Here is a 25712-nt window from a genome sequence, read left to right as displayed (position 1 = left end):
CGCACCGCGCCGACGCCCGAGGACCGTTCCCCGCCGCTCTAGAAGACCGGCGTGCCGTTCCGCGTGAGCTTCCAGTCGACCGAGGCGAACTCCTTCGGGTCCAGCACGCCCTTCGCGGTCACCCACTCCGCGATCCGGGTGCGGATCTCCGTCGACTCCGACCACAGTTCCTTCGCCGACGCCACGTACGGGAAGGCGCCGCCGCCGTTGGCGCGGTAGTTGTTCACCGCGAACACGAACTGCTGCGCGTCGTCCAGCGCCGCGCCGTTGTAGGTGAGGTTCTTGATGCGCGAGCCGGCGGCCTGCGCGATGTCGATGTCGTACGACAGCCCCGACACGTAGTCGTAGTTGTAGTCCGGACGGCCGCCGGCGTTGGTCAGCTTGTCCACGTCGACCACCGCGCCCGGGGCCGTCTGCACGAAGTACTCCGCCGAGTACTCCAGGTACGCCCGGATCTGAACGCCCGTCATCAGCTTGGCGACCAGCGTGTTGTCGTAGACGTACAGGCTGGACAGGTCGCGGATCGTGACGTCGCCGGCCGGGATCTCGGAGGTGCGGGAGAACGGCGACGCCTGCGCGATCACCGGCAGCGAGGCGTACTGGGTGCCCGCCAGGGCCGCCTTGACGACGTCCTCCTGGACCTTGGTGATCAGGTCGATGATCGGGGCGTCCTTGTAGCGGGCCTCGACCGTCGTCAGGGTCTGCGTCGCCTTGCCGACGACCTGGTTGACGTACGCGACGACCTTCGCGTGCTCGTCGGCCAGCAGCTTGGTGATCTTCGGGTCGTCGGCGACGGTGTTGGAGTTCAGCACCTTCGACGCGACCGACTCGACGCTCCAGCGGCCCTTGTCGAAGACCAGCTCGATGTCGAACACCGACAGCCGCTCGGCGTAGGCCAGCGGCTCGGACAGCACGACCGTCTTGCCGGTCGTGTCGTTGACGACCTTCAGCTCAGGGATCTCCACGTGCGCGTGGCCGACCAGGATCGCGTCGATGTCCGGGACCTGCTTGGCCACGTTCGCGGCCGCGTTCTCGACGTACGGCAGCTGGTCGCCGTAGGACGAGGTGCCGGAGGAACCGGAGTGCGCCGACACGATGACCACGTCCGCGCCCAGCGCCTTCAGCTTCGGCACCCACTTCGCGGCCTGCTCCTCCAGGCCCGGGAACGCCAGCTTGCCCTGGACGTAGGCCTTGTCCCAGATCGCGATGCCGGGGTTGGTCAGACCGAGGACCGCCACCTTCACCGGCCGCGCGGAGCCGGGCACATGGAACTTCTTGATGAAGTAGGGCGGGAAGGCCGGCTTCAGCGTCGTCGCGTCGACCGCGTTCGCGCCGAGCAGCGGGAAGTCCAGCTGGTCCTCGAACTTGCGCAGCGTCTCGATGCCGTAGTTGAACTCGTGGTTGCCGAGCGCCGCGGCGTCGTAGCCGATCGCGTTCATGGCCTGGGCCATGGGGTGCACCGGGCCGCCCTTGGCGGTGATCGGGTCCACCTTCGCGTAGTAGTACGTCAGCGGCGTGCCCTGGATCGTGTCGCCGGCGTCGATGAGCAGCGTGTTGCAGTGGCCCTTCTCCGCGCGGATGCCGTTCACCAGGGTGGAGATCCGGGACAGGCCCTGCGCGTTGCCCGCCTTGTCGGTGTACTCGGCGTTCTTGAAGTAGTCCCAGTTGAAGACGTGACCGTGCAGGTCGGTCGTGCCCATGACGGTCAGCGAGTAGCGCTTGGGCTGCTTCGCCGGCTGGTGAACCGCCGAGGTGTCCGCGGCCTGCGCCGAGGGAGCCGCGGCCGCCCCGGCGATCGCCACCCCCGCCCCGGTGACGGCGGACTTCTTCAGAAACTTCCGGCGGTTCAACGGCATGTCCTGCTCTCCTCGGGGAAGGGTCGACGCGGATACGGCTTCAACGACGCGCGTAGACAACGCGCTTCAACGACGCGCGTAGATTCTGACGCGCCCAGGACCGGCCGCAACAGGTCCAGGAGGTTTCGATCTGGTGACCGGAGGGGTAACTCCCGTCCCGCAAAAGGAAAACGGGTGACAGAGTGGGACGTATGACCACGCCCTCCGGCACTCCCGACGCCCCCCTCCTCGTCGTCCGCGGGGAGGCATCCCTGGAGGTCGACCCGGACATCGCCCGCGTCGGCGTCACGGTCACGGCCCGCGGCCGCGACCGGCGTTCCACCCTCGACGACCTCACCCGCCGCAACACCACCGCCCTCGACCTCGTGAAGTCCTACGGCGACGCGGTCGCCCAGGTGTCCACCGGCGCCTTCTCCGTCACCCCCGAACTCGCCCGGCACGGGCGCGGCGAACGCGTCAGCAACTATCTCGGCCAGGTCCACATCGGCGCCGAACTCACCGACTTCACCGCCCTCGGCGAACTCGTCACCCGCCTCGCCGACCTGGAGCTCACCCGTGTCGACGGCCCCTGGTGGGACCTGAGCCCGGGCGCCCCCGCCCACCGCGAGGTACGGCAGCAGGCGGTCCGGGCGGCCGTCGGGCGGGCCCACGAGTACGCGGAGGCCCTCGGCACCACCGTCGCCGCCCTCGTCGAGCTCGCCGACGACGGCGCGGAGCGCGCCCGCCCCCGTGCGGCGTTCGACCGCCGGGCCCGCCGGGTCTCCGCCTCCGCCGGCGCCGAGGAATTCGCCGAACCGCTGGATCTGGAACCGCGCAGAATGCGGGTCCAGGCCGAAGTCACCGCGCAGTTCACGATGGTTCCGCCGCGCCTGTGAGCGATATTCGGCCATCTATTCGGTGCTCATCGGAGCGCCCCGCCGCACAATTCAACACTTGTCAATAACCCTTCACGCAAAGGTTGTTGAGTGGTCATGCGCGGCCAATTCCCTACTGGGTGGTAAGTAATAGGCTCGTTTCATGCGCCGAGCAAAGATCGTCTGTACCCTGGGCCCCGCCACCGACTCGTACGACCAGCTCAAAGCCCTGGTCGACGCCGGAATGGACGTCGCCCGCTTCAACCTCAGCCACGGCACCCACGCCGAACACGAGGAGCGCTATCGGCGTGTGCGCAAAGCCGCCGACGAGACCGGTCGCAGCGTCGGTGTCCTCGCCGACCTTCAGGGCCCGAAGATCCGCCTCGGCCGCTTCGCCGAAGGACCGGTACTCCTTGAACGCGGCGACACCTTCACCATCACCGTGGAGGAGGGCGTCGAGGGCGACCGCACCACCTGCGGCACCACCTACGCCGGCCTCGCCGCCGATGTCAGCCCCGGTGAGCGCGTCCTCGTCGACGACGGCAAGGTCTGCCTCGAAGTGACCTCCGTGGACGGCCCCCGCGTCCACACCGCGGTCGTCGAGGGCGGAGTCGTCTCCGACCACAAGGGCCTGAACCTGCCCGGCGTCGCCGTCTCCGTCCCCGCCCTCTCCGAGAAGGACGAGGCGGACCTGCGCTGGGCGCTGCGCACCGGCTTCGACGTCATCGCGCTGTCCTTCGTGCGCAGCGGCCGCGACATCGAGGACGTCCACCGCATCATGGACGAGGAGGGCCGCCGCCTCCCGGTGATCGCCAAGGTGGAGAAGCCCCAGGCGGTCGACGCGATCGAGGAGATCGTGGCCGCCTTCGACGGCATCATGGTCGCCCGCGGCGACCTCGGGGTGGAGATGCCGCTGGAGCAGGTCCCGATCGTCCAGAAACGGGCGATCAAGCTGGCCAAGCGCAACGCCAAGCCGGTGATCGTGGCGACCCAGATGCTCGACTCGATGATCGAGAACTCCCGCCCGACCCGCGCGGAGGCCAGCGACGTCGCCAACGCGGTCATCGACGGCACGGACGCGGTGATGCTGTCGGGCGAGACGAGCGTCGGCAAGCACGCTGTCGAGACGGTCCGCACCATGGCGAAAATTGTGGCAGCCGCGGAGGAGGACCTCCTGGCGAAGGGCCTCCCGCCGCTGACGGAGAACAACAAGCCCCGCACGCAGGGCGGCGCGGTCGCCCGGGCCGCCGCGGAAATGGGCGACTTCCTGGGCGCGAAATTCCTGGTCGCCTTCACCCAGTCCGGCGACACGGCCCGCCGCCTCTCCCGCTATCGCTCCCCGATCCCCTTGCTGGCCTTCACCCCCGACCCCGCGACCCGCTCCCAGTTGAGCATGTCCTGGGGAGTGGAGACCTTCCTCGGCCCCCACGTCGAATCGACCGACGCGATGGTCGACCAGGTGGATGAACTCCTCCTGAAATTCGGCCGCTGCGCCAAGGGCGACGTGGTCGTGATCACGGCCGGTTCCCCTCCCGGCGTATCCGGCTCCACAAACCTGGTCCGGGTCCATCACATCGGCGAGGACGACAACCCCCGGCGATGAATCCCCGGTGACGAAAAAGGGCCCCTCCTCCGGAGGGGCCCGCATTCTGCTGACCTTCAAATCTAAGGAAAAGTGCCCCGGGTCGGACTCGAACCGACACTGTACGGGTTTTGAATCCGTTGCCTGCTGCCAATTGGGCTACCGGGGCTCGCAGAATCAAAGGTTTCCCCCGACCCTCCGCGCGTCCACCTTACCGTAGCTAGGTAGGCTCTTGTCAGCAGCACCCCTGCCCTGAACGAGGAGCCCCCGTGACCGCCGAGTCGCCCCAGCCCGTAGACGCGCCCGACGACGACAAGTCGCACGTGCCTCCGCTGACGACCCGTGTCGTCATCGCCGAGGACGAGGCGCTGATCCGGCTCGATCTCAAAGAGATGCTCGAGGAAGAGGGCTACACCGTCGTCGGTGAGGCCGGTGACGGCGAGCAGGCCGTGGAGCTCGCCCGCGAGCACCGGCCCGACCTCGTCATCCTCGATGTGAAGATGCCCAAGCTGGACGGCATTTCCGCGGCCGAGCGGATCGCCGAGGAGCGCATCGCCCCGGTACTCATGCTCACCGCGTTCTCGCAGCGGGATCTGGTGGAGCGCGCCCGGGACGCCGGTGCCATGGCCTATCTGGTCAAGCCCTTCAGCAAGAGCGACGTCGTGCCCGCGATCGAGATGGCCGTCTCGCGGTTCACCGAACTGAAGGAGCTGGAGAACGAGGTCGCCGACCTCACCCAGCGGCTGGAGACGCGCAAGCTCGTCGACCGCGCGAAGTCCATCCTCCAGACCCAGTACGGCCTGACGGAGCCCGCCGCCTTCCGGTGGATCCAGAAGACCTCCATGGACCGGCGGATGTCCATGCAGCAGGTCGCCGAGGCCGTCATCCAGGACGCCGACGAGAAGAAGGCGTCCAAGAGCTGACCCGCCCGGCCGGTACGGACGAGGCCCGCGCCCCCTGTCACCAGGGGGCGCGGGCCTCGTCGTAGGCGGGGAAGGACCTGATCCTCGCCCCTGGTCCTCGCCGCTAGTCCTCGCCGAGGTACGCCTTGCGCACCGACTCGTCGTGCAGCAGGTCCTGACCCGTCCCCGACAGGACGATGTTGCCGACCTCCATGACGTGGCCGTGGTCGGCCAGCGACAGGGCGGCCTGGGCGTTCTGCTCGACCAGGAGGATGGTCGTGCCCTGGGACTTCAGCTCCGCGATGGTCGACATGATCTTCTGCATCATGATCGGGGAGAGACCCATCGACGGCTCGTCCAGCATCAGCAGCTTCGGCTGGGACATGAGCGCGCGGCCCATCGCCAGCATCTGCTGCTCACCGCCGGAGAGGGTGCCCGCGGCCTGCTTGCGCCGTTCACCCAGGATGGGGAACAGGTCGTAGGCGCGCTGGATGTCCTTCTCGATGCCGGGCCGGTCGTTGCGCAGGAAGGCACCGAGACGCAGGTTGTCCTCGATGGTCATGCGCGGGAAGATGTGCCGCCCCTCGGGGGAGTGGGCGAGGCCCAGCGACACGATGTTGTGCGCGGGCACCTTCCGCAGCGAGCGGCCGTTGAACTTGATGTGCCCGCCGACCGGCTTGATCAGACCGGACAGGGTGCGCAGGGTCGTCGTCTTGCCGGCGCCGTTGGTGCCGATGAGCGTGACGACCTCGCCGGCCTCGACCTTGAAGGAGATGCCCTTGACGGCTTCGATCTTGCCGTAGGCGACCCGGAGGTCCTCGACTTCGAGCAGTGCGGTCATCGGTCGTTCTCCTTGCCGGGCGCGGCGTCCGTCGTGGTCTCGGCCTGCACCTCGGCGGCCTGCACCTCGGCGACCTCGGCGTCGCCGGGGGCGTCCTCGAAGGGCTCACCGAGGTAGGCGGCGACCACGCGCTCGTCGCCCTGGACGGTGGCGCTGTCGCCCTCGATGAGCTTCTCGCCCTGGACGAGGACGGCGACCCGGTCGCACAGGTTGAAGATGAAGCGCATGTCGTGCTCGATGACGAGCACGGCGATGCCCTTGTCGCGGATGGCGAAGACGAGTTCCTCGGTGGCCCGGGTCTCCTGCGGGTTCATGCCGGCGGTCGGCTCGTCGAGGAGGAGCAGACCGGGCTCGCTGGCGAGGGCGCGGGCGATCTCCAGCTTGCGCTGCTCGCCGTAGGGGAGGTTGCGGGCGAGGTGCTCGGCCTTCTTGGCCAGGCCCACGAACTCCAGGAGCTCCATGGCCCGCTCGCGGGAGGCGGCTTCGGCCCTGTGGAAGCCGGGGCCGCGCAGCAGCGCGGACCACAGGCCCTCCTTGGTGCGGGTGTGGCGCCCGACGAGCACGTTCTCCAGGACCGTCATGTTGGCGAACAGACGGATGTTCTGGAAGGTGCGGGCGATGCCGGCCGCGGTGACCTTGAAGGACTTCGGCGGCAGGACGTCGCCCTTGTAGCGGACCTCGCCCTCGGTGGGGATGTACAGGCCGGTGAGGCAGTTGAAGAAGGTGGTCTTGCCGGCGCCGTTGGGGCCGATCAGACCGACGATCTCGCCGGCGTTGACGGTGAGGTCGACATTGCGTACGGCGGTGAGGCCGCCGAAGCGCATGGTCACGCCGCGGGCGTCGAGGACCGTCTCGCCGATTGCGGTGGTGGTGTCGGTGGTCATCGTGGTCAGGCCCCTGCCTTGGTGAGGACGGCGGGTGCTTCCGCTTCTTCGTGGAATTCGAGCTGGCGGCGCCGGTTCGGGATGAGGCCCTCCGGGCGGAAGCGCATCAGCAGGACGAGCGCGAGACCGAAGGCGAAGAGCTGGTAGTTGCCCAGGAACTGGAGCTTGGCCGGGATGAGGTAGAGCAGCGCGGCGCCGACGAGCGGACCGGCGATGGTGCCCATGCCGCCGAGCACGACGGCCGCCAGGAGGAAGGCCGAGTTGGGCGGGACGACGTGGGCGAACTGGTACTGCTCGGGCGTCACGGTGTAGGTGACGTGGGCCTGGACGGAGCCGGCGAGGCCCGCGAGGCAGGCGCCGAGGGCGAAGGCGATCAGCTTGACGCGGAAGCCGTTGATGCCCATGGCGAGCGCGGCGGTCTCGTCCTCGCGGATGGCGATCCAGGCGCGGCCGATGCGGGAGTCGCTGCTGCGCCGGAAGACCACGACCACGATCAGCGTGATCAGCAGCATCAGCAGGAAGTAGTTGGCGAAGCGGGCGATGGTGAAGCCCAGGATGGAGTGCTCCTGGCCGAAGTCGAAGCCGAGGATGTCCAGGTTCGGGATCGACGAGATGCCGTTGGAGCCGTTGGTCACGTCGGGGCCGGAGGTGCCGTCCATGTTGAGGACGGTGATGCGGAAGATCTCACCGAAGCCGAGCGTCACGATGGCGAGGTAGTCGCCGCGCAGGCGCAGGGTCGGGGCGCCGATGAGGACACCGAAGATCATGGCGACGACGGCGCCGAGGACGGCGGAGGCCCAGAACGGCCAGTGGACGTCCAGCGGCGAGGACGGCGAGCCGGAGACCAGGGCCGCGGTGTAGGCGCCGACACCGAGGAAGGCGACGTAACCGAGGTCGAGGAGGCCGGCGAGGCCGACGACGATGTTCAGGCCCAGGGCCACGGTCGCGAAGATCAGGATGTAGACGCCGAGGGTGGCGTACTGGTCGTCGGACTGGGTGAAGGGGAACAGGGCCGCCGCGACGAAGGCGCTGATCATGGTGAGGGTGCGGTGCTTGGCGGTGATCGCCGAGACCCGGGCCACGAGCCCGGCCTTGGCGAACGCGGCGAAGCCGAAGCCGACCGTGATCAGGAAGCCGATGAAGAGCTGGTCGTACTCGGTGCCGATGCCGTAGGTGAAGATGATCAGGCCGACCGCCATGGCGGCGACGATGACCAGGATCTCGGCGAGAACGGGCAGCTTGGGCGCCGGGCCGGGCTTGCCGGAGGCGACGGACGCCTTGACGACGGTCCAGCCGTGGCGGACCTTGTGCTTGAACTGGTCCCAGCCGGAGTCCTCGGGGTCGATCGGCTCGGGCTCGGGCCACTCGAAGGGGAGGGCGAGCGCGCCGACGAGGGAGATGAGGGTGGCGGCGGCGACGAGGTAGCCGCCGGGCTCCAGGTTGACCACACCGCCGAGGACGGCGCTGATGTCGATGACCGTGTACCAGGCGGTGGCGAAGGTGCCGAGGACGGCGAGCTTCAGGGCGCTGTCGGCGCCGGCGGGGGCGAGCCAGCCGAGGCCCTTGACGCCGAAGGAGGCCAGGCCGAACAGGACGGTGAACAGTCCGCCGATGAGGACGAGCACCTGAAGGCCGCCGGGGTAGCCGTAGACCGTGAGGTCGCCGGGGAACTCGGAGGTCCAGGTCCAGGCCATGAAGGTGGAGATCACCGCGAGGACGCCGCCGCCGGTGGCGAGGGCGCGGCCGGTGGTGGCCGGGATGCCGATGAAGCCCTTGGCGCCGCCCTGGGCGGCGACGTCGGTGGGGGTCGAGGTCTGCGTCGTCATCGGTATCACGCCCTGTCCGCGACGCGCTCGCCGAGCAGACCCTGGGGTCGGAACAGCAGCACGAGGATGAGGAGTACGAAGGCCCAGACGTTGGCCCAGGACTGGCCGCCGAGCTTGTCGAACCCGGGGACGTCGGCGATGTAGGCGGTGGCCATGGTCTCGGCGAGGCCGAGGACGAGGCCGCCGAGCATGGCGCCGTAGATGTTGCCGATGCCGCCGAGGACGGCCGCGGTGAAGGCCTTGAGGCCGAGGATGAAGCCCATGCGGAACTGGACCTGGCCGTACTTCAGGCCGTAGGCGACGGCTCCGATCGCGGCGAACGCGGCACCGAGGGCGAAGGCGACCACGATGATGCGGTCGGTGTTGATGCCCATGAGCTTCGCGGTGTCGGGGTCCTGGGCGGTGGCCTGCATGCCCCGGCCGGTGCGGGTCTTCATGACGAAGTAGGCCAGGATCGCCATGCTGATGGGCGCGGCGATGAACAGGAAGATGTCACCGGTCTGGATGGTGACGCTGCCGATCTCGAAGGGTCCGCCCGGGATCTCCGGGAAGTTGATGGACTCCTTGGCCCCGGGGTACCAGGCCCAGACCGCCTGCTGCAGGGCGAGGGAGAGACCGATGGCGGTGATGAGGGGGGCGAGACGCGGCGCGGTGCGCAGGGGGCGGTAGGCGAACCGTTCCGCTCCTACGGCGACGACGACCGCCGCGATGATCGCTCCGAGGAGCATCAGCGGCAGTGCGATCCACATGGACGTGCCGTCGGGCAGGACGTAAAGGTAGATCGTGAGGGCGCCGAACCCTCCGATCATGAAGATCTCGCCGTGGGCGAAGTTGATGAGCTGGACGATGCCATAGACCATTGTGTAGCCGATGGCGACCAGCCCGTACATGGATCCAAGTAGCAGGCCGTTGACCAGCTGCTGCGGCAGTTCGTTCACCGCATGTCCTCCGAGACGGTTCGGATGTTTCGACGGATGAGGCCGGATGCGAGTCCGCGCGGGGCGCCAGTGGAACAGCGCCCCGCGCGGCTCGTGAGTGGTGCGGGTGTACGGGTCAGCCGGTGTAGGTACCGGACTTGACCGCCTTCCAGGCACCGTTCTCGACGGCGTACACGGTGAGCTGCTTGTTGGTGGCGTCGCCGAACTCGTCGAAGGAGACCTTGCCGGTCACCCCGTCGAAGGAGACGTTCTGCACGGCGGCCGTGACCTTCGCACGGGCGTCGTCGGGCAGCTTGCCGTCGTTCTCGTCGACGACCTTCTTGACGGCCTCGATGATCGACCAGGCGGCGTCGTAGGAGTAACCGCCGTACGCCGCGTACTCCTCCTTGTAGCCCGCGGCCTTGTAGTCGGCGACGAACTGCTTGGCGGAGGCCAGCGTCTCGACCGGGGCGCCGACGGAGGTGGCGAGGTCACCGGCGGCGTTGGCGCCGGCCAGCTGGATGAAGGTCGGGTCGTAGATGCCGTCGCCGCCGACCAGCGGGATCTTGGCGCCGGAGGCCTTGATCTGCTTGCTGAGCGGGCCGGCCTGCGGGTACTCGCCGCCGTAGTAGACGACGTCCGCGCCCGAGTTCTTGACCTTGGTGGCGACCGCGGAGAAGTCCTTGGTGTCCGGGTCGATGTGGTCGGTGCCGACGACCTGGCCGCCGAGCTTCTTGAACTCGTCGGTGAAGGTCGCGGCGAGGCCCGCGCCGTAGGTCTTCTTGTCGTCGATGACGAAGACCTTCTTCTTCTTGGCGTCGTTGAAGACGTACTGCGCGGCGAACGGGCCCTGGATGGCGTCCGTCGTCGAGGTGCGGAAGTACGACTTGTACGTGCGGACCTTCTTGGTCTGCCAGTCGGGGCCCTGGGTCAGCGCCGGGCCGGTGTTGGCCGGGGAGATCTCGACGAGCTTGGCGTCGTCGAAGACCTTCTGCATGGACTCGGCCACGGAGGAGTTCAGCGGGCCGACGACACCGAGGACGTCCTTGTTGGCGACGAGCGTCGAGGCGTTCTGCTGGCCCGAGGAGGGCTGCGCCTGGTCGTCGAGAGCCTTGATCTCGAACTTGACGCCGTCGACGTAGTTCTTCTTGTTGGCGGTCTTGGCGGCGAGGTCGACCGAGTTCTTGATGCCGAGGCCGAGCGCGGACAGGTCGCCGGTCAGTGGGGCGTCCACACCGATGACGACAGTCTTGCCGCCGGAGTCGGAACCCCCCTTGTCGCCGCTGTCGCGCGAGCCGCAGGCGGTGAGGGTCAGTGCTCCCGCCGCCAGCGCGGCGGTGATGGCGATGAGCGAACGTTGACGCACGATCCAGTCCTTTCCCTGGCGCGACCTCTTCCCCCTGGAAGAGATCGAGTCGAGCGCTGAGCCGAATGGCATTCCGACCTTCGCGGTGACTGGGCGTGACTCTAAGCGTGTGTGGGGAAGGTGGAGGAGGGTCTGACCCAGGCTGTGACGCTCTTGTTATGACACCAGGTAATGCAGAGCGGTACTGAGGGGGTGGAACAGCGGAATTCCGGCCGATTCGCCCTGTCCACATGTTGAGAACATGCAGGACGTGCGGAGATGGGTTCAGGCGTCTCAGGTGTTTTGGTGATTACCGGAACCGTTGCTACAGGCGACTTGTAGAGCCTCGGAGAGATCCTGTGCATAGCGCGTCCCGAGGATGAAACTCTGCACTTGTATTGCACGCGTATTACGCAGAGTTACGTCGAGGAATGGGAGGCCCGCGTTCTTCGGTACTTTCCCGCATTCCGACACATGCATGGTGATGATGATCTTGTGTGCTGAACCGGACATCGTTCGGAAGGGGGCCTTGGGGGTCGAGGTCAGGGAGAGCCCGGCGTACGGCTGGCTCAGCCCGGTCACGGTGACCGGCGGCCCGCCGTCCACGCTGAGCAGCACCTCGAAGGCGAAGGTGGCCGGGCGCGCGCCCGGAGGCAGGGCGTATCGGCCCAGGTAGGTGACCTCGGTGGTCTGGGCGGGATACGGCAGGGCGGCGGGGACGGGGTGCGGCGGATCGGGCCGGGTGGCGTACAGAACACCGCCGCCCGCCAGCAGTGCGGCGGCGGTGAGGATCGCGAGGACGGCACGCCGACGGCCGGGGGAGAGTCGGGGGCGCGCGCCTCCGGGCCGGCCGCCGGGCGCCTCGGGGCGGTCGTACGCACCCCGTTCACGCGTCCCCTCGCCGGGCTCGACGGGGCCGATGGTGCTCATGACCGCCGCCTCCGGGCGGAGTGCGCACGCGGCCGGGGGGCGCTCAACTGGCCGACGATGTCGGTATTTTGGCGCGATCTCGCCGTTGTGGGCCACGCCGGTGACGGCGGGACGGCCCGTGCCCGTGTCATGTCTCGACGCTAGGGCGCCCGCCCGCCGCGGAGCAACGGGACGCGCGCCCTCGGACGCCGTCAGTCCTTGACGCGCGCGTGCGCCTCGTCGCCCGCCTTCACGTCCCGCAGCAGACACGTCAGCCGGGCGGTGCACACCCGTCGGCCCGCCTCGTCGGTGATCACGATCTCGTACGTCGCCGTCGAGCGCCCCCGGTGGACGGGCGAGGCCACGCCGGTGACCAGGCCGGAGCGGACGCCGCGGTGATGCGTGCAGTTCAGGTCGACCCCGACGGCGATCTTCGAACTGCCCCCGTGCAGCATCGACCCCACCGAGCCGAGCGTCTCGGCGAGCACGGCCGAGGCGCCGCCGTGCAGCAGGCCGTACGGCTGGGTGTTGCCCTCGACCGGCATCGTCCCGACCACCCGCTCCGCGGACGCCTCGACGATCTGCACGCCCATGCGCGTGCCCAGGTGCCCGGCGGAGAACAGGGCCGGCAGATCCACGCCGAGCGCGGCGTACTCGTCGATGACCTCTTGCGGGAACTTCACGTCGTGCTGCTCGCCCATGGGGCCCGGCTCCGTTCGTCGTCGTACGTCAGGCGTCCGCTGAGCAAACGCTCAGTCGGTGGGCGATTGTTCCAGACGGACCACGACGGACTTGCTGGCCGGGGTGTTGCTGGTGTCCGCGGTGGAGTCCAGCGGCACCAGGACGTTCGTCTCCGGGTAGTACGAGGCGGCGCAGCCCCGCGCCGTCGGGTAGACGACGACCCGGAAGCCCGGCGCCCGCCGCTCCACGCCGTCCTTCCACTCGCTCACCAGGTCCACGTACGCCCCGTCGGCGACCCCGAGGGCCCGCGCGTCCTCGGCGTTGACCAGGACCACCCGGCGGCCGCCGCGGATGCCCCGGTAGCGGTCGTCCAGGCCGTAGATCGTGGTGTTGTACTGGTCGTGCGAGCGCAGCGTCTGCAACAGCAGCCGGCCCTCGGGCAGCTCGGGGTACTCCACCGGCGCCGCCGTGAAGTTGGCCTTGCCGGTGGCGGTCGGGAAGCGCCGCTCGTCACGCGGCGCGTGCGGCAGCGTGAAGCCGCCCGGCCGGGCCACGCGCGCGTTGAAGTCCTCGAAGCCCGGCACCACGCGCGCGATGCGGTCGCGGATCGCGGCGTAGTCCTTCTCGAACTCCTCCCACGGCACCACGCTCCGCTCGCCCAGCACACGGCGTGCCAGACGGCAGACGATGGCCGGCTCGGACAGCAGATGCGTGCTCGCGGGCGCCAGGCGGCCCCGGGAGGCGTGCACCATGCCCATGGAGTCCTCGACGGTCACGAACTGCTCGCCGCCGTCCTGCAGATCGCGCTCGGTGCGGCCGAGGGTCGGCAGGATCAGCGCACGCGCGCCCGTGACCACGTGCGAGCGGTTCAGCTTGGTCGACACGTGCACGGTCAGCCGCGCCCGGCGCATCGCGGCCTCGGTGACCTCCGTGTCGGGGGAGGCGGAGACGAAGTTGCCGCCCATCGCGAAGAAGACCTTCGCCTCGCCGTCGCGCAGGGCGCGGATGGCCCGCACCACGTCGTAGCCGTGCTCGCGCGGGGGCGCGAAGCCGAACTCCTTCTCCAGGGCGTCCAGGAAGGCGGGGGCGGGGCGCTCGAAGATGCCCATGGTGCGGTCGCCCTGCACGTTCGAATGGCCGCGCACCGGGCACACGCCCGCGCCCGGGCGGCCGATGTTGCCGCGCAGCAGAAGGAAGTTGACCACCTCGCGGATGGTCGGCACGGAGTGCTTGTGCTGGGTCAGGCCCATGGCCCAGCAGACGATCGTCCGCTCCGAGGCCAGGACCATGCGCAAGGCCTCCTCGATCCGCTCCCGGGACAGGCCGGTGGCCCGCAGGGTCTCGTCCCAGTCGGCGGCCCGCGCGGCGGCGGCGAACTCCTCGTACCCGTGCGTGTGTTCGCGGACGAAGTCCTCGTCGACCGCGCCCTCCGTCTCCAGGATCAGCTTGTTCAGGAGGCGGAACAGGGCCTGGTCGCCGCCGATGCGGATCTGCAGGAACAGATCGGTGAGCGCGGCGCCCTTGAGCATGCCCTGCGGGGTCTGCGGGTTCTTGAAGCGCTCCAGGCCCGCCTCGGGCAGCGGATTGACGCTGATGATCCTCGCGCCGTTCGCCTTGGCGTTCTCCAGGGCGGAGAGCATGCGCGGGTGATTGGTGCCCGGGTTCTGGCCGGCGACGATGATCAGGTCGGCCCGGTGGAGGTCCTCCAACAGGACGCTGCCCTTGCCGATGCCGATGGTCTCCGACAGGGCCGACCCCGACGACTCGTGGCACATGTTGGAGCAGTCCGGCAGGTTGTTCGTGCCGAGCTCACGCGCGAAGAGCTGGTAGAGGAACGCCGCCTCGTTGCTCGTGCGCCCCGAGGTGTAGAAGAGGGCCTCGTCCGGCGAGGCGAGAGCGGTGATCTCCTCGGCGACGATGTCGAAGGCGCGCTCCCAGGACACCGGCTCGTAGTGCTCGCCGCCCTCGGGGAGATACATGGGGTGGGTGAGGCGCCCCTGCTGGCCGAGCCAGTAGCCGCTGCGGGTCGCGAGGTCGGCGACCGGGTGCGCGGCGAAGAACTCCGGCGTGACCCGGCGCAGCGTGGCCTCCTCGGCGACCGCCTTCGCGCCGTTCTCGCAGAACTCCGCCTTGTGGCGGTGGTCCGGCTCCGGCCAGGCGCAGCCGGGGCAGTCGAAGCCGTCCTTCTGATTGACCCGCAGCAGGGTCAGCGCCGTCCGCTTGACCCCCATCTGCTGCTGGGCGACGCGCAGGGTGTGCCCGATGGCCGGCAGCCCCGCCGCGGCATGCTGCGGCTCGGTGACCTGGGGCGCGTCCTGGACGGGATCGGCCTTCGGCGGCTTCGTTGCCATCGCGCGCTCTCCTTCGGGTGCACAGACGAGGTACGTCTTCGATCCTCGCACGGACCGGTGACAGCGATCAGCCCCCGGGGGCGGGGCCGAGCCGTCCGAGGCCGGGGCCGGGGCTGAGCCGTCGGGGGCCTGGCTGGCCGGGGCCGGGGCGGAGTCGTCGGGGGGCCGGGGGTCGGGGGCGGGGCCGGGCCGTCCGGGGCCGGGGGCCGGGGCTGAGCCGTCGGGGGCCTGGCTGGCCGGGGCCGGGGGCGGAGTCGTCGGGGGGCCTGGGCCGGGAGCGAGCAGAGCCGTCGGGGGGCCGGGGCCGGGGGCCGGGGCTGAGCCGTCGGGGGGCCGGGGGCCGGGGGCGAGCTGAGCCGTCGGGGGGCCGGGGCCAGGTGCGGGGCCGGGCCGTCCGGGCGGGGGCGGCGGGCGGTGGTGGCGGTTCGGTGTCAGTGGGGCGTGGCAGGATCGGGGGCGTGGCAGAGACAGCATCGAAGAAGACCGACACCCCCTCCGGCGGCAGCCGCCCGCGCCTGATGCTCATGGACGGGCACTCGCTGGCCTACCGCGCGTTCTTCGCGCTGCCCGCGGAGAACTTCACCACCGCGACCGGCCAGCCGACGAACGCGATCTACGGCTTCGCGTCGATGCTGGCGAACACCCTGCGTGACGAGGCGCCCACCCACTTCGCGGTCGCCTTCGACGTCTCCCGCAAGACCTGGCGCTCCGAGGAGTTCACCGAGTACAAGGCGAACCGCTCCAAGACGCCGGACGAGTTCAAGGGCCAGGTCGAGCTGATCGGCGAGCTGCTCGACGCCATGCGCGTCGCCCGCTTCGCGGTGGACGGCTTCGAGGCCGACGACGTCATCGCCACCCTCGCCACGCAGGCCGAGGCCGCGGGCTTCGACGTGCTGATCGTCACCGGCGACCGGGACAACTTCCAGCTGATCACCGACCACGTGACGGTGCTCTACCCCACCAAGGGCGTCTCGGAGCTGACCCGGTTCACCCCCGAGAAGGTCGTCGAGAAGTACGGGCTGACGCCCGCCCAGTACCCCGACTTCGCGGCCCTGCGCGGCGACCCGTCCGACAACCTCCCGGGCATCCCGGGCGTCGGCGAGAAGACCGCCGCCAAGTGGATCAATCAGTTCGGCTCCTTCGCGGAGCTGGTCGAGCGCGTCGACGAGGTCAAGGGCAAGGCCGGGCAGAACCTCCGCGACCACCTGGAGGCGGTCAAGCTCAACCGCCGCCTCACCGAGATGGTCCGCACCGTCGAGCTGGACCGCACGGTCACCGACCTGGAGCGCGTGGCGTACGACCGCAAGGCCGTCGCGACGGTCCTGGACACCCTGGAGATCAGGAACCCCTCGCTGCGCGAGCGCCTGCTCGCCGTCGACCCGGGCGCCGAGGAGGCCGAGCCGGCCCCGGCCGTCCAGGCCGGCGTGGCGGTCGACGGCTCCGTCCTCGGCACCGGGGAGGTGGCCGGCTGGCTCGCGGAGCACGCCGGCGAGACCCTCGGCGTCGCCACGGTCGACACCTGGGCCCTCGGCACCGGCTCGGTCGCCGAGATCGCGCTCGCCGCCGCCGGGGGAGCGGCCGCCTGGTTCGACCCGTCCCAGCTGGACGAGGCCGACGAGACCGCGTGGGCGGCCTGGCTCGCCGACGCGGACCGGCCCAAGGTCTTCCACAACGCCAAGGGCGCGATGCGGGTCTTCGCCGAGCACGGCTGGAGCATCGAGGGCGTGTGGATGGACACCGCCCTCGCCGCCTACCTGGTCAAGCCCGGCCGCCGCTCCTTCGACCTGGACGCCCTGTCCCTGGAGTACCTGGGCCGTGAGCTGGCGCCCGCCGCCACGGCCGACGGCCAGCTCGCCTTCGGCGCGGACGACGGCGCCGAGGCCGAGGCCCTCATGGTGCAGGCCCGCGCGATCCTCGACCTCGGCGAGGCGTTCCGCGGCCGCCTGGAGGAGGTCCGCGCGGCGGACCTCCTGCGCGACATGGAGCTGCCCACCTCCGCCCTGCTCGCCCGCATGGAGCGGCACGGCATCGCGGCCGACCGGGCCCATCTGGAGGCCATGGAGCAGATGTTCGCGGGCGCGGTCCAGCAGGCCGTGAAGGAGGCCCACGCGGCCGCCGGCCACGAGTTCAACCTGGGCTCGCCCAAGCAGCTCCAGGAAGTCCTCTTCGGCGAACTGGGCCTGCCCAGGACCAAGAAGACCAAGACCGGCTACACCACGGACGCCGACGCGCTCGCCTGGCTCGCCGGCCAGACGGACAACGAACTGCCGGTGATCATGCTCCGCCACCGTGAGCAGGCGAAGCTGCGGGTCACCGTCGAGGGCCTGATCAAGACGATCGCCACCGACGGCCGCATCCACACGACCTTCAACCAGACGGTCGCCGCGACCGGCCGCCTCTCCTCGACCGACCCGAACCTGCAGAACATCCCCGTCCGCACCGACGAGGGCCGCGCCATCCGCCGGGGCTTCGTCGTCGGCGAGGGCTTCGAGTCCCTGATGACGGCGGACTACAGCCAGATCGAACTGCGCGTGATGGCCCACCTCTCCGAGGACGAGGGCCTGATCCAGGCGTTCACCTCCGGCGAGGACCTGCACACCACGGCCGCGTCCCAGGTGTTCGGCGTCGAGCCCGCCGCCGTGGACGCGGAGATGCGCCGCAAGATCAAGGCCATGTCGTACGGCCTCGCCTACGGCCTCTCGGCGTTCGGGCTGTCCCAGCAGCTGAACATCGAGGCGGGCGAGGCACGCGCGCTGATGGACGCGTACTTCGAGCGGTTCGGCGGAGTCCGGGACTATCTGCGCCGGGCGGTCGACGAGGCACGGGCGACGGGCTACACGGCCACGCTGTTCGGGCGCCGCCGCTACCTCCCCGACCTCAACAGCGACAACCGCCAGCGGCGCGAGGCGGCCGAGCGGATGGCCCTCAACGCGCCCATCCAGGGCACGGCGGCGGACATCGTCAAGATCGCCATGCTCAAGGTGGACAGCGCGCTGCGGGAGGCGGACCTCACGTCCCGCATGCTGCTCCAGGTCCACGACGAAATCGTCCTGGAGATCGCTCCCGGCGAGCGCGAGAGGGTGGAGCACCTGGTCCGCCAGGAGATGTCCACGGCGGTCCACCTCAGGGCCCCGCTGGACGTCTCGGTGGGATCGGGCCCGGACTGGGAATCGGCAGCACACTAGCCTCCGGCGGAGCGACGGGAAGCCACCACCGAGGTGAGCTTCAAGGGGGCCCGCCCGACAAAGGCGGGCCCTCTCACGCCTCGTCCGCCGCGACGACGTTCCGCCACGGCGGAGTAGGGCTGGGGCTGTCAGGGCGCAGTGCTTTTGTCGTTGCCGTCACCTTGTGCCCGCCGCGACGGTGTGTTCCGGCGGTGCGGGGCTGGGGCTGTCTGGGTGTGGTGCTTTTGTCGGTGCCGTCCCCTTATGCCGCCGCAACGCTGCTCAGCCACGGCGGCGCGTCCCGGCGGTGCCGGGCAGGCCGCGCCACCGGCCGTAACTCCGCCGCACACCCTCGTAGACCCGCCGCACACCCTCGTAGACCCCGGGGCCCCACACCCCCGGCCCCCAAGCCTCCTCACCCGCGTGGCCCCCGACGAGAGGCCGGGGACGGTGTGGCGCGGACAAGATGCCGCCATGGGTATACGCATGCTCCACCGCCGGACGGCTACCGCACGCGTTGACGCCACGGCGACCGCAGACACGCAGCTCCACCCCCACGCGGCCCCCTCCCGCCCGCTGCCCGCGCGCGCCCCGGATGCCGCGACGCCCCGCTTTCCGCGCACCCCCCTCAAGGCGCTCCACGAGGCCACCGCCCCCCTGCGCCGGGGCCTGAGCCGCCTCCAGGGCGCCCCGGCCTGGCAGCTGGCCCGGGGCTACCTCGACCTGGCCGTCAGCGCCCTCGGCCGGCTTCCCCGGCCCCGCCTGCCCCGCCGTACCTCCCGCCGCGCCCTCAAGGTCTTCATCGCGACGGCGGACCGCTCCGCCCGGCGCTGACCGCCTCCGCCTCCGGCCGCCCGCCGGCACTCCGGGCGGCCGGACGCCACACCCGCACCCCCACGGCGTACAGCAGCAGCCCCAGGACCAGCCCGGCGCCCGCCCCGAAGCACACCGTCGGGATCAGCTCCCACGGCTTGGCGCGCGGTGCCCAGTAGTCCCACCAGCGCGTCGCCCGCCGCACCGCCGCCACCAGCGCGCAGCCGCCGATCACCGCCCCGGCCCACCACCGGTCCCGCACCGACAGCGCCGGCACCCCGAGCGGCTCGCCCGAGGGCACCCGCCGCAGCGCGTGGGCGACGAACGCGACGATCACGACCGCGGCCACCGCCGACCCGCCGTACTGCAGGTACCAGTACAGCGGCGAGCCGGCCACCGTCTCGCCCAGCACGGGGAACAGCCGCATGCCCCACCGGTCGAGATGCGTGAACGCGTCCCACACCACGTGCGTCAGCGCACCGAGCGCCGCGGAGACGTACCACCACAGCAACAGCGACGGCCGTACACGCGCGCGTGGCGCCCCGCACCGCGTCAGCGCGGCCGTCCGCCCCTGGCGGGCCCGCGGCAGCAGCGCCACCAGCGGTTCGCGCACGAGCAGCCACAGCCCCGTCAGCAGCCACGCGACGAGCACGTCCACGGTGAAGACACCGGGGAAGGAGTGCGTGACGTCCCCGAACTCCATCGCCCCGGACACGACACTCGCCGCGTAGTACGTCATGTCGGGCGAAAAGGAACCCGCGACGAGGACCGCCGGCACCAGCCGCCCCCGCCCGCCGCCGTCCGCGCGGATCGCGGGCAGCACCGCCGCCGCATGACTCAGGGTGAACGGCAACGGGACTCCCGGGACAGGACGTTGGCGGGCCGGCCGGCCCGGAGATCGACGCCGACCAGTATGCGCGACGCCCTCCGCGCGCCGATGACACATGGCCAACCGGTGAATACCGGGCACGAACGGGTCCCGGCGCCAATGAAGTTGTCGTAGGGTCGCCTGGGTCGATGTGCTGTACGGCGATCGATGAACAGAACAGAACAGCGCAAATCGCCCGCGAGGGCAACCTGCTGGCCTGGTCGATCGTCACAACAGGGCGAACAGCAACAGACAGAGTCGGGCGCTCGGGCGTCCATGGGAGGGGTTCACTTCATGGCGGCGCAATTCGGCAGGCGGCTGCGCAAGGGGGCGGTGACCACCGCCGTGGCCGCGGCGGCGGTCGCGGCACTGTCCGCGTCCCAGGCTCCCGGCGCCACCACGGAGGACCAGGGCAGACAGAGCGCCGCCGACGCGCAGTCCACGCCCGACGGCGTCACCGGCGACAGCGCCACCGGCAACTCGCCCTACTACACGGACCTGCCGCCGCTGAAGACCCCCGCTCCCGCGCCGAGCGCGACCACCGGACCCACGCCGGGCACCGGCACCTCCGAGGCCGGCATCCCCGCGACCGTCCTCGACGCCTACAAGAAGGCCGAGGCGGAACTCGCCGCCTCCAAGCCCGGCTGCAACATGCCCTGGCAGCTCCTGGCGGCCATCGGCCAGGTCGAGTCCGGGCAGGCCGGCGGCGGCCGCGTCTCCGCCGACGGCACCACCTTCACGCCGATCCTCGGCCCGGTCCTCAACGGCAACGGCTTCGCGAGCATCACCGACACCGACAACGGCGCGTACGACGGCGACACCAGGTACGACCGGGCCGTCGGGCCCCTGCAGTTCATCCCGTCCACCTGGGAGTGGGCGGGCCGCGACGGCAACGGCGACGGCAAGAAGGACCCCAACAACATCTACGACGCCGCGCTCGCCGCAGGCCACTACCTGTGCCGCAACGACTGGGACATGTCCACCACGTCCGGCATGCGCAAGGCCGTCCTCAGCTACAACAACTCGACGGACTACTACAACACCGTCATGTCGTGGCTGGAGTACTACCGCAAGGGCACCCACGAGATCCCGGACGGCACCGGCTCGCTGCCCGGCCACCGCAGCGACGGCACCGGCACCACGGTGACCCCCACCGCGCCGGTCAGGCCCACGCCGACCCCTCCGCCCGCCAAACCGTCCAAGCCGGCCCAACCGGGCACCGGCACCACCACCCCGCCCGCCCCGTCGGAGCCGGCGCCCACGCCCACCGAGACCGTCCACCACCTGGAGGACGCGGGTACGACCGCGCTCAGCGCGATGGCCGGCCACACCTTCTCCGAGCGGATCGGCACGCGCGCGGAGACCGCCACCGGCAAGGCCGTCGCGAAGGTCAGGATCCGCTTCACCATCAGCGGGAGCGCCGACGCCACCTTCGCGAACGGCGAGACCGTCGCCACGGTCCTCACCGACGGCACCGGTGTCGCGCTGGCGCCCGCGCTCCGGGCGGGCGAGAAGACCGGCACCTTCACGGTGAGTGCCAGCCTCGTGGGCCGGATCATGTCTCCGCTCACGTACGCGGCCACCGTCACCGAGCGCGCCGCCGACACCCTCACCCGCACCGGCCAGACCGCGCTGACGTGCACGGCGGGCGGCGAGTTCGCCGACCAGGTCGAGGTGAAGGCGACCTACAAGGGCGCCGTCGCGGACAAGGTCGCGGCCACCGCCATGCTCATCAAGTCGGCGGACGACCCGACGGCCAATGACAAGGGCCCGTACTTCAAGGACGCCGCCGGCAACCCCGTCCGCACCCTCACCGGCCTGACGACGGACGCGAACGGTCTGCTGAAGCTGCCGAAGCTGTACGCGGACGACACCACCGGCACCTTCCTGCTCCGCGTCACCACCCCGGGCGGGGGGACGGTCACGGTCGAACTGACCGTCACGGCCGCCGCTTCGCCCTCCCCCTCGCCTTCGACCTCGACGTCGACCTCGGCCTCGCCTTCGTCTTCGCCGAGCCCGTCGTCGTCGGAGACCACCGGCGCGTAACACCCCGTACGACCCCGGCGGCGCCCTCTTCGCGGAAGGGGGCGCCGCCGTCGTGCGCGACCTGTTCTCATCTCACGCGCGCCTTGCTACGGTGCCGGACCTGACGATCCATCAGATGCTCATCCGCGCTCATCCACGCCCATCCATGCCCGTCAACGCCTATTAGATGCCCATAAATGCCCGGCTTCGGTCGGTCGGGCCGGTCCGGTTCGGAGGCCGCATGCGTGCCCTGATCGCCGTAGCGGTCGGCCTCGCCGTCGCGTTCGCGCTCGTCCTCACGCTCACCGCCCTGGGCACGCCCACCGGCGAGACGTCCCCGAAGCCGCTGCTGACCACGGTGCCCGCACACCCCTGAGGGCCCGCAACCGCCCCGGAGGGAGGCCCCGTTGCGTCGCAAGGCCAGTCTGATCCTGCTCGCCCTCGCCGTGTTCTTCGCGGCGCTGTCCCCGCTGCTGCGCTGGTACGCCTTCCCGCGCCTGGCCAAGATCCCGCCGAACACCTACCAGACCTCGGTCCTGGAGGCGAAGAACGCGACCCTCCTCGACTACGGCACGATGACCGCCCGCACGGTCCCGAAGATCACCATCGTGCAGACCCTCAAGGGTGACGTCGAGGCGTCCGAGCGCATCGAGAAGACGGCCGGCCGGGACGTCGTCGTCTGGAACGGCCTGTCCTACATCCAGGGCCCCGACGGCGCGATGGTCTCCCAGGTCCCCGAGCGCTACATCTTCGACGCCCACACCCAGGAACCCGTCCACGCCACCGGCGAGATGGTCGACGGCGACCCCGTCACCCGCACCGGCATCGAGTTCAAATGGCCCTTCGGCACCGAGAAGCGGGACTACGAGTACTTCGACGCGCAGACCCGCACCAGCGCCCCCATCCACTACGAGGGCACCCGGACCTTCCGCGGCGTGAAGGTCTACTACTTCGAGCAGACGATCCCCTGGACCAAGGTCCCCATGCCGAAGACGATGCCCATCGCGGGCATCACCCCCGAGACCGTCGCCAGGACCGGCACGACCCGCTGGTACACCACGGTCCGCAAGTTCTGGGTCGAGCCCGTCACCGGGGCGCCCGTCTACGGCGAGGAGATCCACCGGGAGGAACTGCGCGGCGGCACCCTCCTCGGCGACCGCGACAAGGTCACCGCGTTCGCCGGGCACGTGAAGATGCGCGAGGACTACATCCGGCACACCGTCGACCTGGTCAAGTCCAACCGCACCACGATCCTGCTGCTGACGACCTACCTGCCCGAGGGCTTCCTGACCCTCGGCGCGCTCCTGCTGGTCCTCGCCCTCTACCTGGAGGCCCGCGGACGCCGCCCGGGCGCCCCGGCCCCCGCCGAGCCCGCCGAACCCGAACCGGTCACCGCCTGAGCCGCGCGGTGGTGTGCCGCGTCGGCTCGGCCGTCGCCGGATCCTCCGGCCACGGATGCTTGGGATACCGGCCCCGCAGCTCCGCCCGGACGCCCTTGTAGCCGTCCTTCCAGAAGGACGCGAGGTCGGCGGTGACCGCCGCCGGCCGCCCGGCGGGCGAGAGCAGATGCACGACCAGCGGCACCCCGGCCACGCGCGGCGACTCGTGCAGCCCGAACATCTCCTGCAACTTCACGGCGAGGACGGGCCGTTCCGGGTCGCTGTAGTCGATCCGGATCCTGGATCCGCTCGGCACGGTGATCCGCTCGGGCGCCAGCCCGTCCAGCCGCCCGGCCGCACCGGAGGCCCACGGCAGCAGCCGCGCGAGCGCCTCACCGGCGTCGATCCGCGCGAGATCGGCCCGCCGCCGCGCCCGGCCCAGCTCGGGCTCCAGCCATTCGTCCACGCGTGCGTAGAGCGCGTCGTCCGTCACGTCGGGCCAGGGCTCGCCGAGGTGCAGCCGCAGGAACGCCAGCCGCTGCCGCAGCACGCGCGCGTCGGCCGACCAGCGCAACAGGCCCAGCCCCTCCTGCCGGAGCCCGTCGAGCAGGGCCCGTCGTACGAGGGCGGGGTCGGCGTCGGTGAGCGGCCGCACCGCCAGCTCGATCGCCCCCAGCCGCTCCACGCGCCGCGCGACGACGTCCCCGTCGGCCCAGCGCACCTCGTCCCGCTCGTCGAGCAGGGCACCGGCGGCGAGCCGCGCGACGCCCTCGTCGATCACGGCCCCGAGCCGCACACGCGCGTGCCCCTTGCCGACGGGCCGATCGGCGACGGCGACGGCGATCCACGGCGACCCGCGCAATCCGGACCCCTCGGCAAGCTCGGCACGGGTCCCGGAAGCCATGAGATATGAGCCTCCGTCGGCCTTGGCCACCCGCTCGGGCTGAGCGAGCGCGGCGACGAGACCGACGAGCCGGTCGTCCCCGGAGGGGGAGCCCGTCTCGGAAATCTCCGCGGAGGCGGCGCGCAGCCGCCGTACTTCGGCCCGCCATCGCCCCGCGTAGGCGTCACCCCCGCGCCGAGCGCTCCGCAGAGCCGCGGCAAGATCGTCCCCGTACTCCCGCGGTGCCTCCTCGGACAGCAACGCGACCACCTCGGCCCCGCCACCGGGCGCATCCACCAGGGCCCGCCCCAACCGCGGATGCAACCCCAGCCGCGCCAGCATCACCCCGCGCTCCGTGGCCCGACCGGCGGAGTCCACCGCCCCGACCGCCACCAACGCCTCCCGCGCCGCCGCCATCGCCCCGCCCGGCGGCGGATCAAGCAACGCCAGCCCGGACGCCTCGGGATCGCCCCAGCAGGCCACCTGAAGCGCGAACGCCGTCAGGTCGGCCACCTTGATCTCGGGCGACGGGAAACGCGGCAGACGGGCGTCCTCCGCCTCCGCCCAGCACCGGTACACCACCCCGGGCGCCTCACGCCCGGCCCGCCCCGCCCGCTGCCGCCCGGCCGCCCGCGAGGCCCGCACCGTCGTCAGCGCGCTCAGCCCGCGCGCGTGGTCCACCCGCGGCTCCCGCGCGAGCCCCGAGTCCACGACCACCCGCACCCCGGGCACCGTCAGCGACGACTCGGCGACGGACGTGGCCAGCACCACCCGCCGCCGCTCCCCGGGCGCCAGCACCGCGTCCTGGACGGCCGCCGGAGCCCGCCCGTGCACCTGGAGCACCTCCACGCCCTCCGGGTCCCCGAGCTGTGCGGCGACCCGCGCGATCTCCCCGACACCCGGCAGGAAGCACAGGACGTCCCCCGGCCGCTCGGCCAGCGCCCGCCGCACCACCGACGCCACGTGCGCGAGCAGCACCGGATCGACCCGCGTCCCGTGCGGCGGCCGCACGGGACGGACCGGTGGCGCCCACACCGTCTCCACCGGATACGACACGCCGTGCGCCTCGACGACCGGCGCACCGCCCAGCAGCCGCGCCCAGCCCTCCGCGTCGGTCGTCGCGGACGCGGCCACCAGCCGCAGCTCCGGCCGCAGCGCCTCCCGCACGTCCCACAGGAAGGCGGCGGCCGTGTCGGCGTCCAGATGCCGCTCGTGGCACTCGTCGAGCACCACGACGTCGACGCCGGTCAGCTCCTGGTCGCGCTGGAGCCGCTGGAGCAGCACACCGGTCGTGACGACCTCCACGCGCGCGTGGCGCCCGACGACACGCTCCCCGCGCACGGTGTAGCCGACGCTCTCGCCGACCTTCTCGCCCAGCAGCCACGCCATCCGGCGCGCCGCCGCCCGCGCCGCGATCCGGCGCGGCTCCGCCACGACCACCCGCCGCGCCGGCCCGTCGCCCAGCAGTCCGGCCAGGGCGAGCGGCACCAGGGTCGTCTTGCCGGTTCCGGGCGGCGCGACGAGCACGGCGGTGCCGTGCGCGTCGAGAGCATCGTCCAGGGCGGGCAGGGCGCCCCGTACGGGAAGCGCGTCCAGAGCGTCGTAGCGGATCACGCCCCCAGTGTCGTACGG

General features: G+C 71.0%; 19 protein-coding genes and 1 tRNA gene. 8 read left to right on the top strand and 12 right to left on the bottom strand.

Translation table 11 applies throughout. From position 1 onward, the window contains the following. Nucleotides 1–38: 38 nt before the first annotated feature. Nucleotides 39–1856, bottom strand: a complete 1818-nt coding sequence (locus ACZ5NW_RS09845) for a bifunctional metallophosphatase/5'-nucleotidase (RefSeq protein WP_468743275.1) — start codon at nt 1854–1856, stop codon at nt 39–41. A gap of 191 nt (nt 1857–2047) precedes the next feature. Here ACZ5NW_RS09845 and ACZ5NW_RS09840 point away from each other — a divergent pair, with 191 nt between their 5' ends. Beyond that, on the top strand, nt 2048–2731 hold the full coding sequence (locus tag ACZ5NW_RS09840; protein WP_468743274.1) for an SIMPL domain-containing protein: 684 nt from the start codon (nt 2048–2050) through the stop codon (nt 2729–2731). Between the two features lie 142 nt (nt 2732–2873). Beyond that, nucleotides 2874–4313 (top strand): pyruvate kinase, encoded by a 1440-nt coding sequence (gene pyk, locus ACZ5NW_RS09835; protein WP_468743273.1) that lies wholly within the window; start codon nt 2874–2876, stop codon nt 4311–4313. A gap of 73 nt (nt 4314–4386) precedes the next feature. Here pyk and ACZ5NW_RS09830 read toward each other — a convergent pair. After that, nucleotides 4387–4461 (bottom strand) — tRNA-Leu (locus ACZ5NW_RS09830). A 100-nt stretch (nt 4462–4561) separates the two neighbouring features. Here ACZ5NW_RS09830 and ACZ5NW_RS09825 point away from each other — a divergent pair. Then, nucleotides 4562–5215 carry an ANTAR domain-containing response regulator gene (locus ACZ5NW_RS09825; protein WP_468743272.1) on the top strand — a complete coding sequence of 218 codons (654 nt, stop codon included), beginning with the start codon at nt 4562–4564 and terminating at the stop codon, nt 5213–5215. 103 nt (nt 5216–5318) lie between these two features. On the opposite strand, the gene ACZ5NW_RS09820 is transcribed toward ACZ5NW_RS09825, so the two are convergent. The 8 genes from ACZ5NW_RS09820 to ACZ5NW_RS09785 form a co-directional block, all read right to left on the bottom strand. After that, entirely contained in the window at nt 5319–6035 is a 717-nt protein-coding gene (locus ACZ5NW_RS09820; protein WP_468743271.1) for an ABC transporter ATP-binding protein, read from the bottom strand. Next, nucleotides 6032–6919, bottom strand: coding sequence for an ABC transporter ATP-binding protein (locus ACZ5NW_RS09815; protein ID WP_468743270.1), 888 nt, complete (start codon nt 6917–6919; stop codon nt 6032–6034). Before ACZ5NW_RS09815 ends, ACZ5NW_RS09820 begins: the two co-directional genes overlap by 4 nt. A gap of 5 nt (nt 6920–6924) precedes the next feature. Beyond that, nucleotides 6925–8745, bottom strand: a complete 1821-nt coding sequence (locus ACZ5NW_RS09810) for a branched-chain amino acid ABC transporter permease (protein ID WP_468743269.1) — start codon at nt 8743–8745, stop codon at nt 6925–6927. A gap of 5 nt (nt 8746–8750) precedes the next feature. Continuing rightward, nucleotides 8751–9683 carry a branched-chain amino acid ABC transporter permease gene (locus ACZ5NW_RS09805; RefSeq protein WP_468743268.1) on the bottom strand — a complete coding sequence of 311 codons (933 nt, stop codon included), beginning with the start codon at nt 9681–9683 and terminating at the stop codon, nt 8751–8753. 115 nt (nt 9684–9798) lie between these two features. Beyond that, the gene (locus tag ACZ5NW_RS09800) at nt 9799–11028 is read right to left on the bottom strand and encodes a branched-chain amino acid ABC transporter substrate-binding protein (RefSeq protein WP_468743267.1); all 1230 of its coding nucleotides are present in this window, start codon (nt 11026–11028) and stop codon (nt 9799–9801) included. Between the two features lie 273 nt (nt 11029–11301). Continuing rightward, complete coding sequence (locus tag ACZ5NW_RS09795; protein ID WP_468743266.1) at nt 11302–11937, bottom strand: Tat pathway signal sequence domain protein; 636 nt, start codon at nt 11935–11937, stop codon at nt 11302–11304. Between the two features lie 191 nt (nt 11938–12128). Next, nucleotides 12129–12617, bottom strand: coding sequence for a hotdog fold thioesterase (locus ACZ5NW_RS09790; protein WP_468743265.1), 489 nt, complete (start codon nt 12615–12617; stop codon nt 12129–12131). Between the two features lie 51 nt (nt 12618–12668). Next, the gene (locus ACZ5NW_RS09785) at nt 12669–14948 is read right to left on the bottom strand and encodes an FdhF/YdeP family oxidoreductase (RefSeq protein ID WP_468743264.1); all 2280 of its coding nucleotides are present in this window, start codon (nt 14946–14948) and stop codon (nt 12669–12671) included. Nucleotides 14949–15406: 458 nt separating this feature from the next. Here ACZ5NW_RS09785 and polA point away from each other — a divergent pair, with 458 nt between their 5' ends. Continuing rightward, a complete protein-coding gene (gene polA / locus ACZ5NW_RS09780; RefSeq protein ID WP_468743263.1) occupies nt 15407–18133 on the top strand; it encodes a DNA polymerase I in 2727 nt (908 codons plus the stop codon). Between the two features lie 453 nt (nt 18134–18586). Next, the gene (locus ACZ5NW_RS09775) at nt 18587–18946 is read left to right on the top strand and encodes a hypothetical protein (protein ID WP_468743262.1); all 360 of its coding nucleotides are present in this window, start codon (nt 18587–18589) and stop codon (nt 18944–18946) included. Here ACZ5NW_RS09775 and ACZ5NW_RS09770 read toward each other — a convergent pair. Beyond that, a complete protein-coding gene (locus ACZ5NW_RS09770; protein WP_468743261.1) occupies nt 18912–19778 on the bottom strand; it encodes a DUF4184 family protein in 867 nt (288 codons plus the stop codon). The two genes, ACZ5NW_RS09775 and ACZ5NW_RS09770, sit on opposite strands and share 35 nt — an antisense overlap. Before the next feature lie 309 nt (nt 19779–20087). On the opposite strand from ACZ5NW_RS09770, the gene ACZ5NW_RS09765 reads away from it, so the two are divergent. The 3 genes from ACZ5NW_RS09765 to pgfA all read left to right on the top strand — a co-directional run bounded on the left by ACZ5NW_RS09765 (nt 20088) and on the right by pgfA (nt 23218). Beyond that, complete coding sequence (locus tag ACZ5NW_RS09765; RefSeq protein ID WP_468743260.1) at nt 20088–21839, top strand: lytic transglycosylase domain-containing protein; 1752 nt, start codon at nt 20088–20090, stop codon at nt 21837–21839. 220 nt (nt 21840–22059) lie between these two features. After that, nucleotides 22060–22194: an SPW_0924 family protein gene (locus tag ACZ5NW_RS09760; RefSeq protein ID WP_468743259.1), complete on the top strand. Its 135-nt coding sequence runs from the start codon at nt 22060–22062 to the stop codon at nt 22192–22194. Between the two features lie 31 nt (nt 22195–22225). After that, nucleotides 22226–23218 (top strand): cell envelope lipid trafficking protein PgfA, encoded by a 993-nt coding sequence (gene pgfA / locus ACZ5NW_RS09755; protein ID WP_468743258.1) that lies wholly within the window; start codon nt 22226–22228, stop codon nt 23216–23218. On the opposite strand, the gene hrpB is transcribed toward pgfA, so the two are convergent. Next, nucleotides 23208–25694: an ATP-dependent helicase HrpB gene (gene hrpB / locus ACZ5NW_RS09750; protein WP_468743257.1), complete on the bottom strand. Its 2487-nt coding sequence runs from the start codon at nt 25692–25694 to the stop codon at nt 23208–23210. The two genes, pgfA and hrpB, sit on opposite strands and share 11 nt — an antisense overlap. Nucleotides 25695–25712: the final 18 nt, after the last annotated feature.

Source organism: Streptomyces sp. NPDC032126, assembly GCF_055580085.1.
This window is presented reverse-complemented; position numbering and strand designations above follow the sequence as displayed.

Excerpts from the sequence above, each read along its gene's own strand:
- ACZ5NW_RS09765 (WP_468743260.1), top strand. The coding sequence starts at position 20,088 with ATGGCGGCGCAATTCGGCAGGCGGCTGCGCAAGGGGGCGGTGACCACC.
- ACZ5NW_RS09815 (WP_468743270.1), bottom strand. The coding sequence starts at position 6,919 with ATGACCACCGACACCACCACCGCAATCGGCGAGACGGTCCTCGACGCC.
- ACZ5NW_RS09840 (WP_468743274.1), top strand. The coding sequence starts at position 2,048 with ATGACCACGCCCTCCGGCACTCCCGACGCCCCCCTCCTCGTCGTCCGC.
- ACZ5NW_RS09810 (WP_468743269.1), bottom strand. The coding sequence starts at position 8,745 with ATGACGACGCAGACCTCGACCCCCACCGACGTCGCCGCCCAGGGCGGC.
- ACZ5NW_RS09760 (WP_468743259.1), top strand. The coding sequence starts at position 22,060 with ATGCGTGCCCTGATCGCCGTAGCGGTCGGCCTCGCCGTCGCGTTCGCG.
- ACZ5NW_RS09845 (WP_468743275.1), bottom strand. The coding sequence starts at position 1,856 with ATGCCGTTGAACCGCCGGAAGTTTCTGAAGAAGTCCGCCGTCACCGGG.
- pyk (WP_468743273.1), top strand. The coding sequence starts at position 2,874 with ATGCGCCGAGCAAAGATCGTCTGTACCCTGGGCCCCGCCACCGACTCG.
- ACZ5NW_RS09775 (WP_468743262.1), top strand. The coding sequence starts at position 18,587 with ATGGGTATACGCATGCTCCACCGCCGGACGGCTACCGCACGCGTTGAC.
- ACZ5NW_RS09790 (WP_468743265.1), bottom strand. The coding sequence starts at position 12,617 with ATGGGCGAGCAGCACGACGTGAAGTTCCCGCAAGAGGTCATCGACGAG.
- ACZ5NW_RS09795 (WP_468743266.1), bottom strand. The coding sequence starts at position 11,937 with ATGAGCACCATCGGCCCCGTCGAGCCCGGCGAGGGGACGCGTGAACGG.
- ACZ5NW_RS09820 (WP_468743271.1), bottom strand. The coding sequence starts at position 6,035 with ATGACCGCACTGCTCGAAGTCGAGGACCTCCGGGTCGCCTACGGCAAG.
- ACZ5NW_RS09785 (WP_468743264.1), bottom strand. The coding sequence starts at position 14,948 with ATGGCAACGAAGCCGCCGAAGGCCGATCCCGTCCAGGACGCGCCCCAG.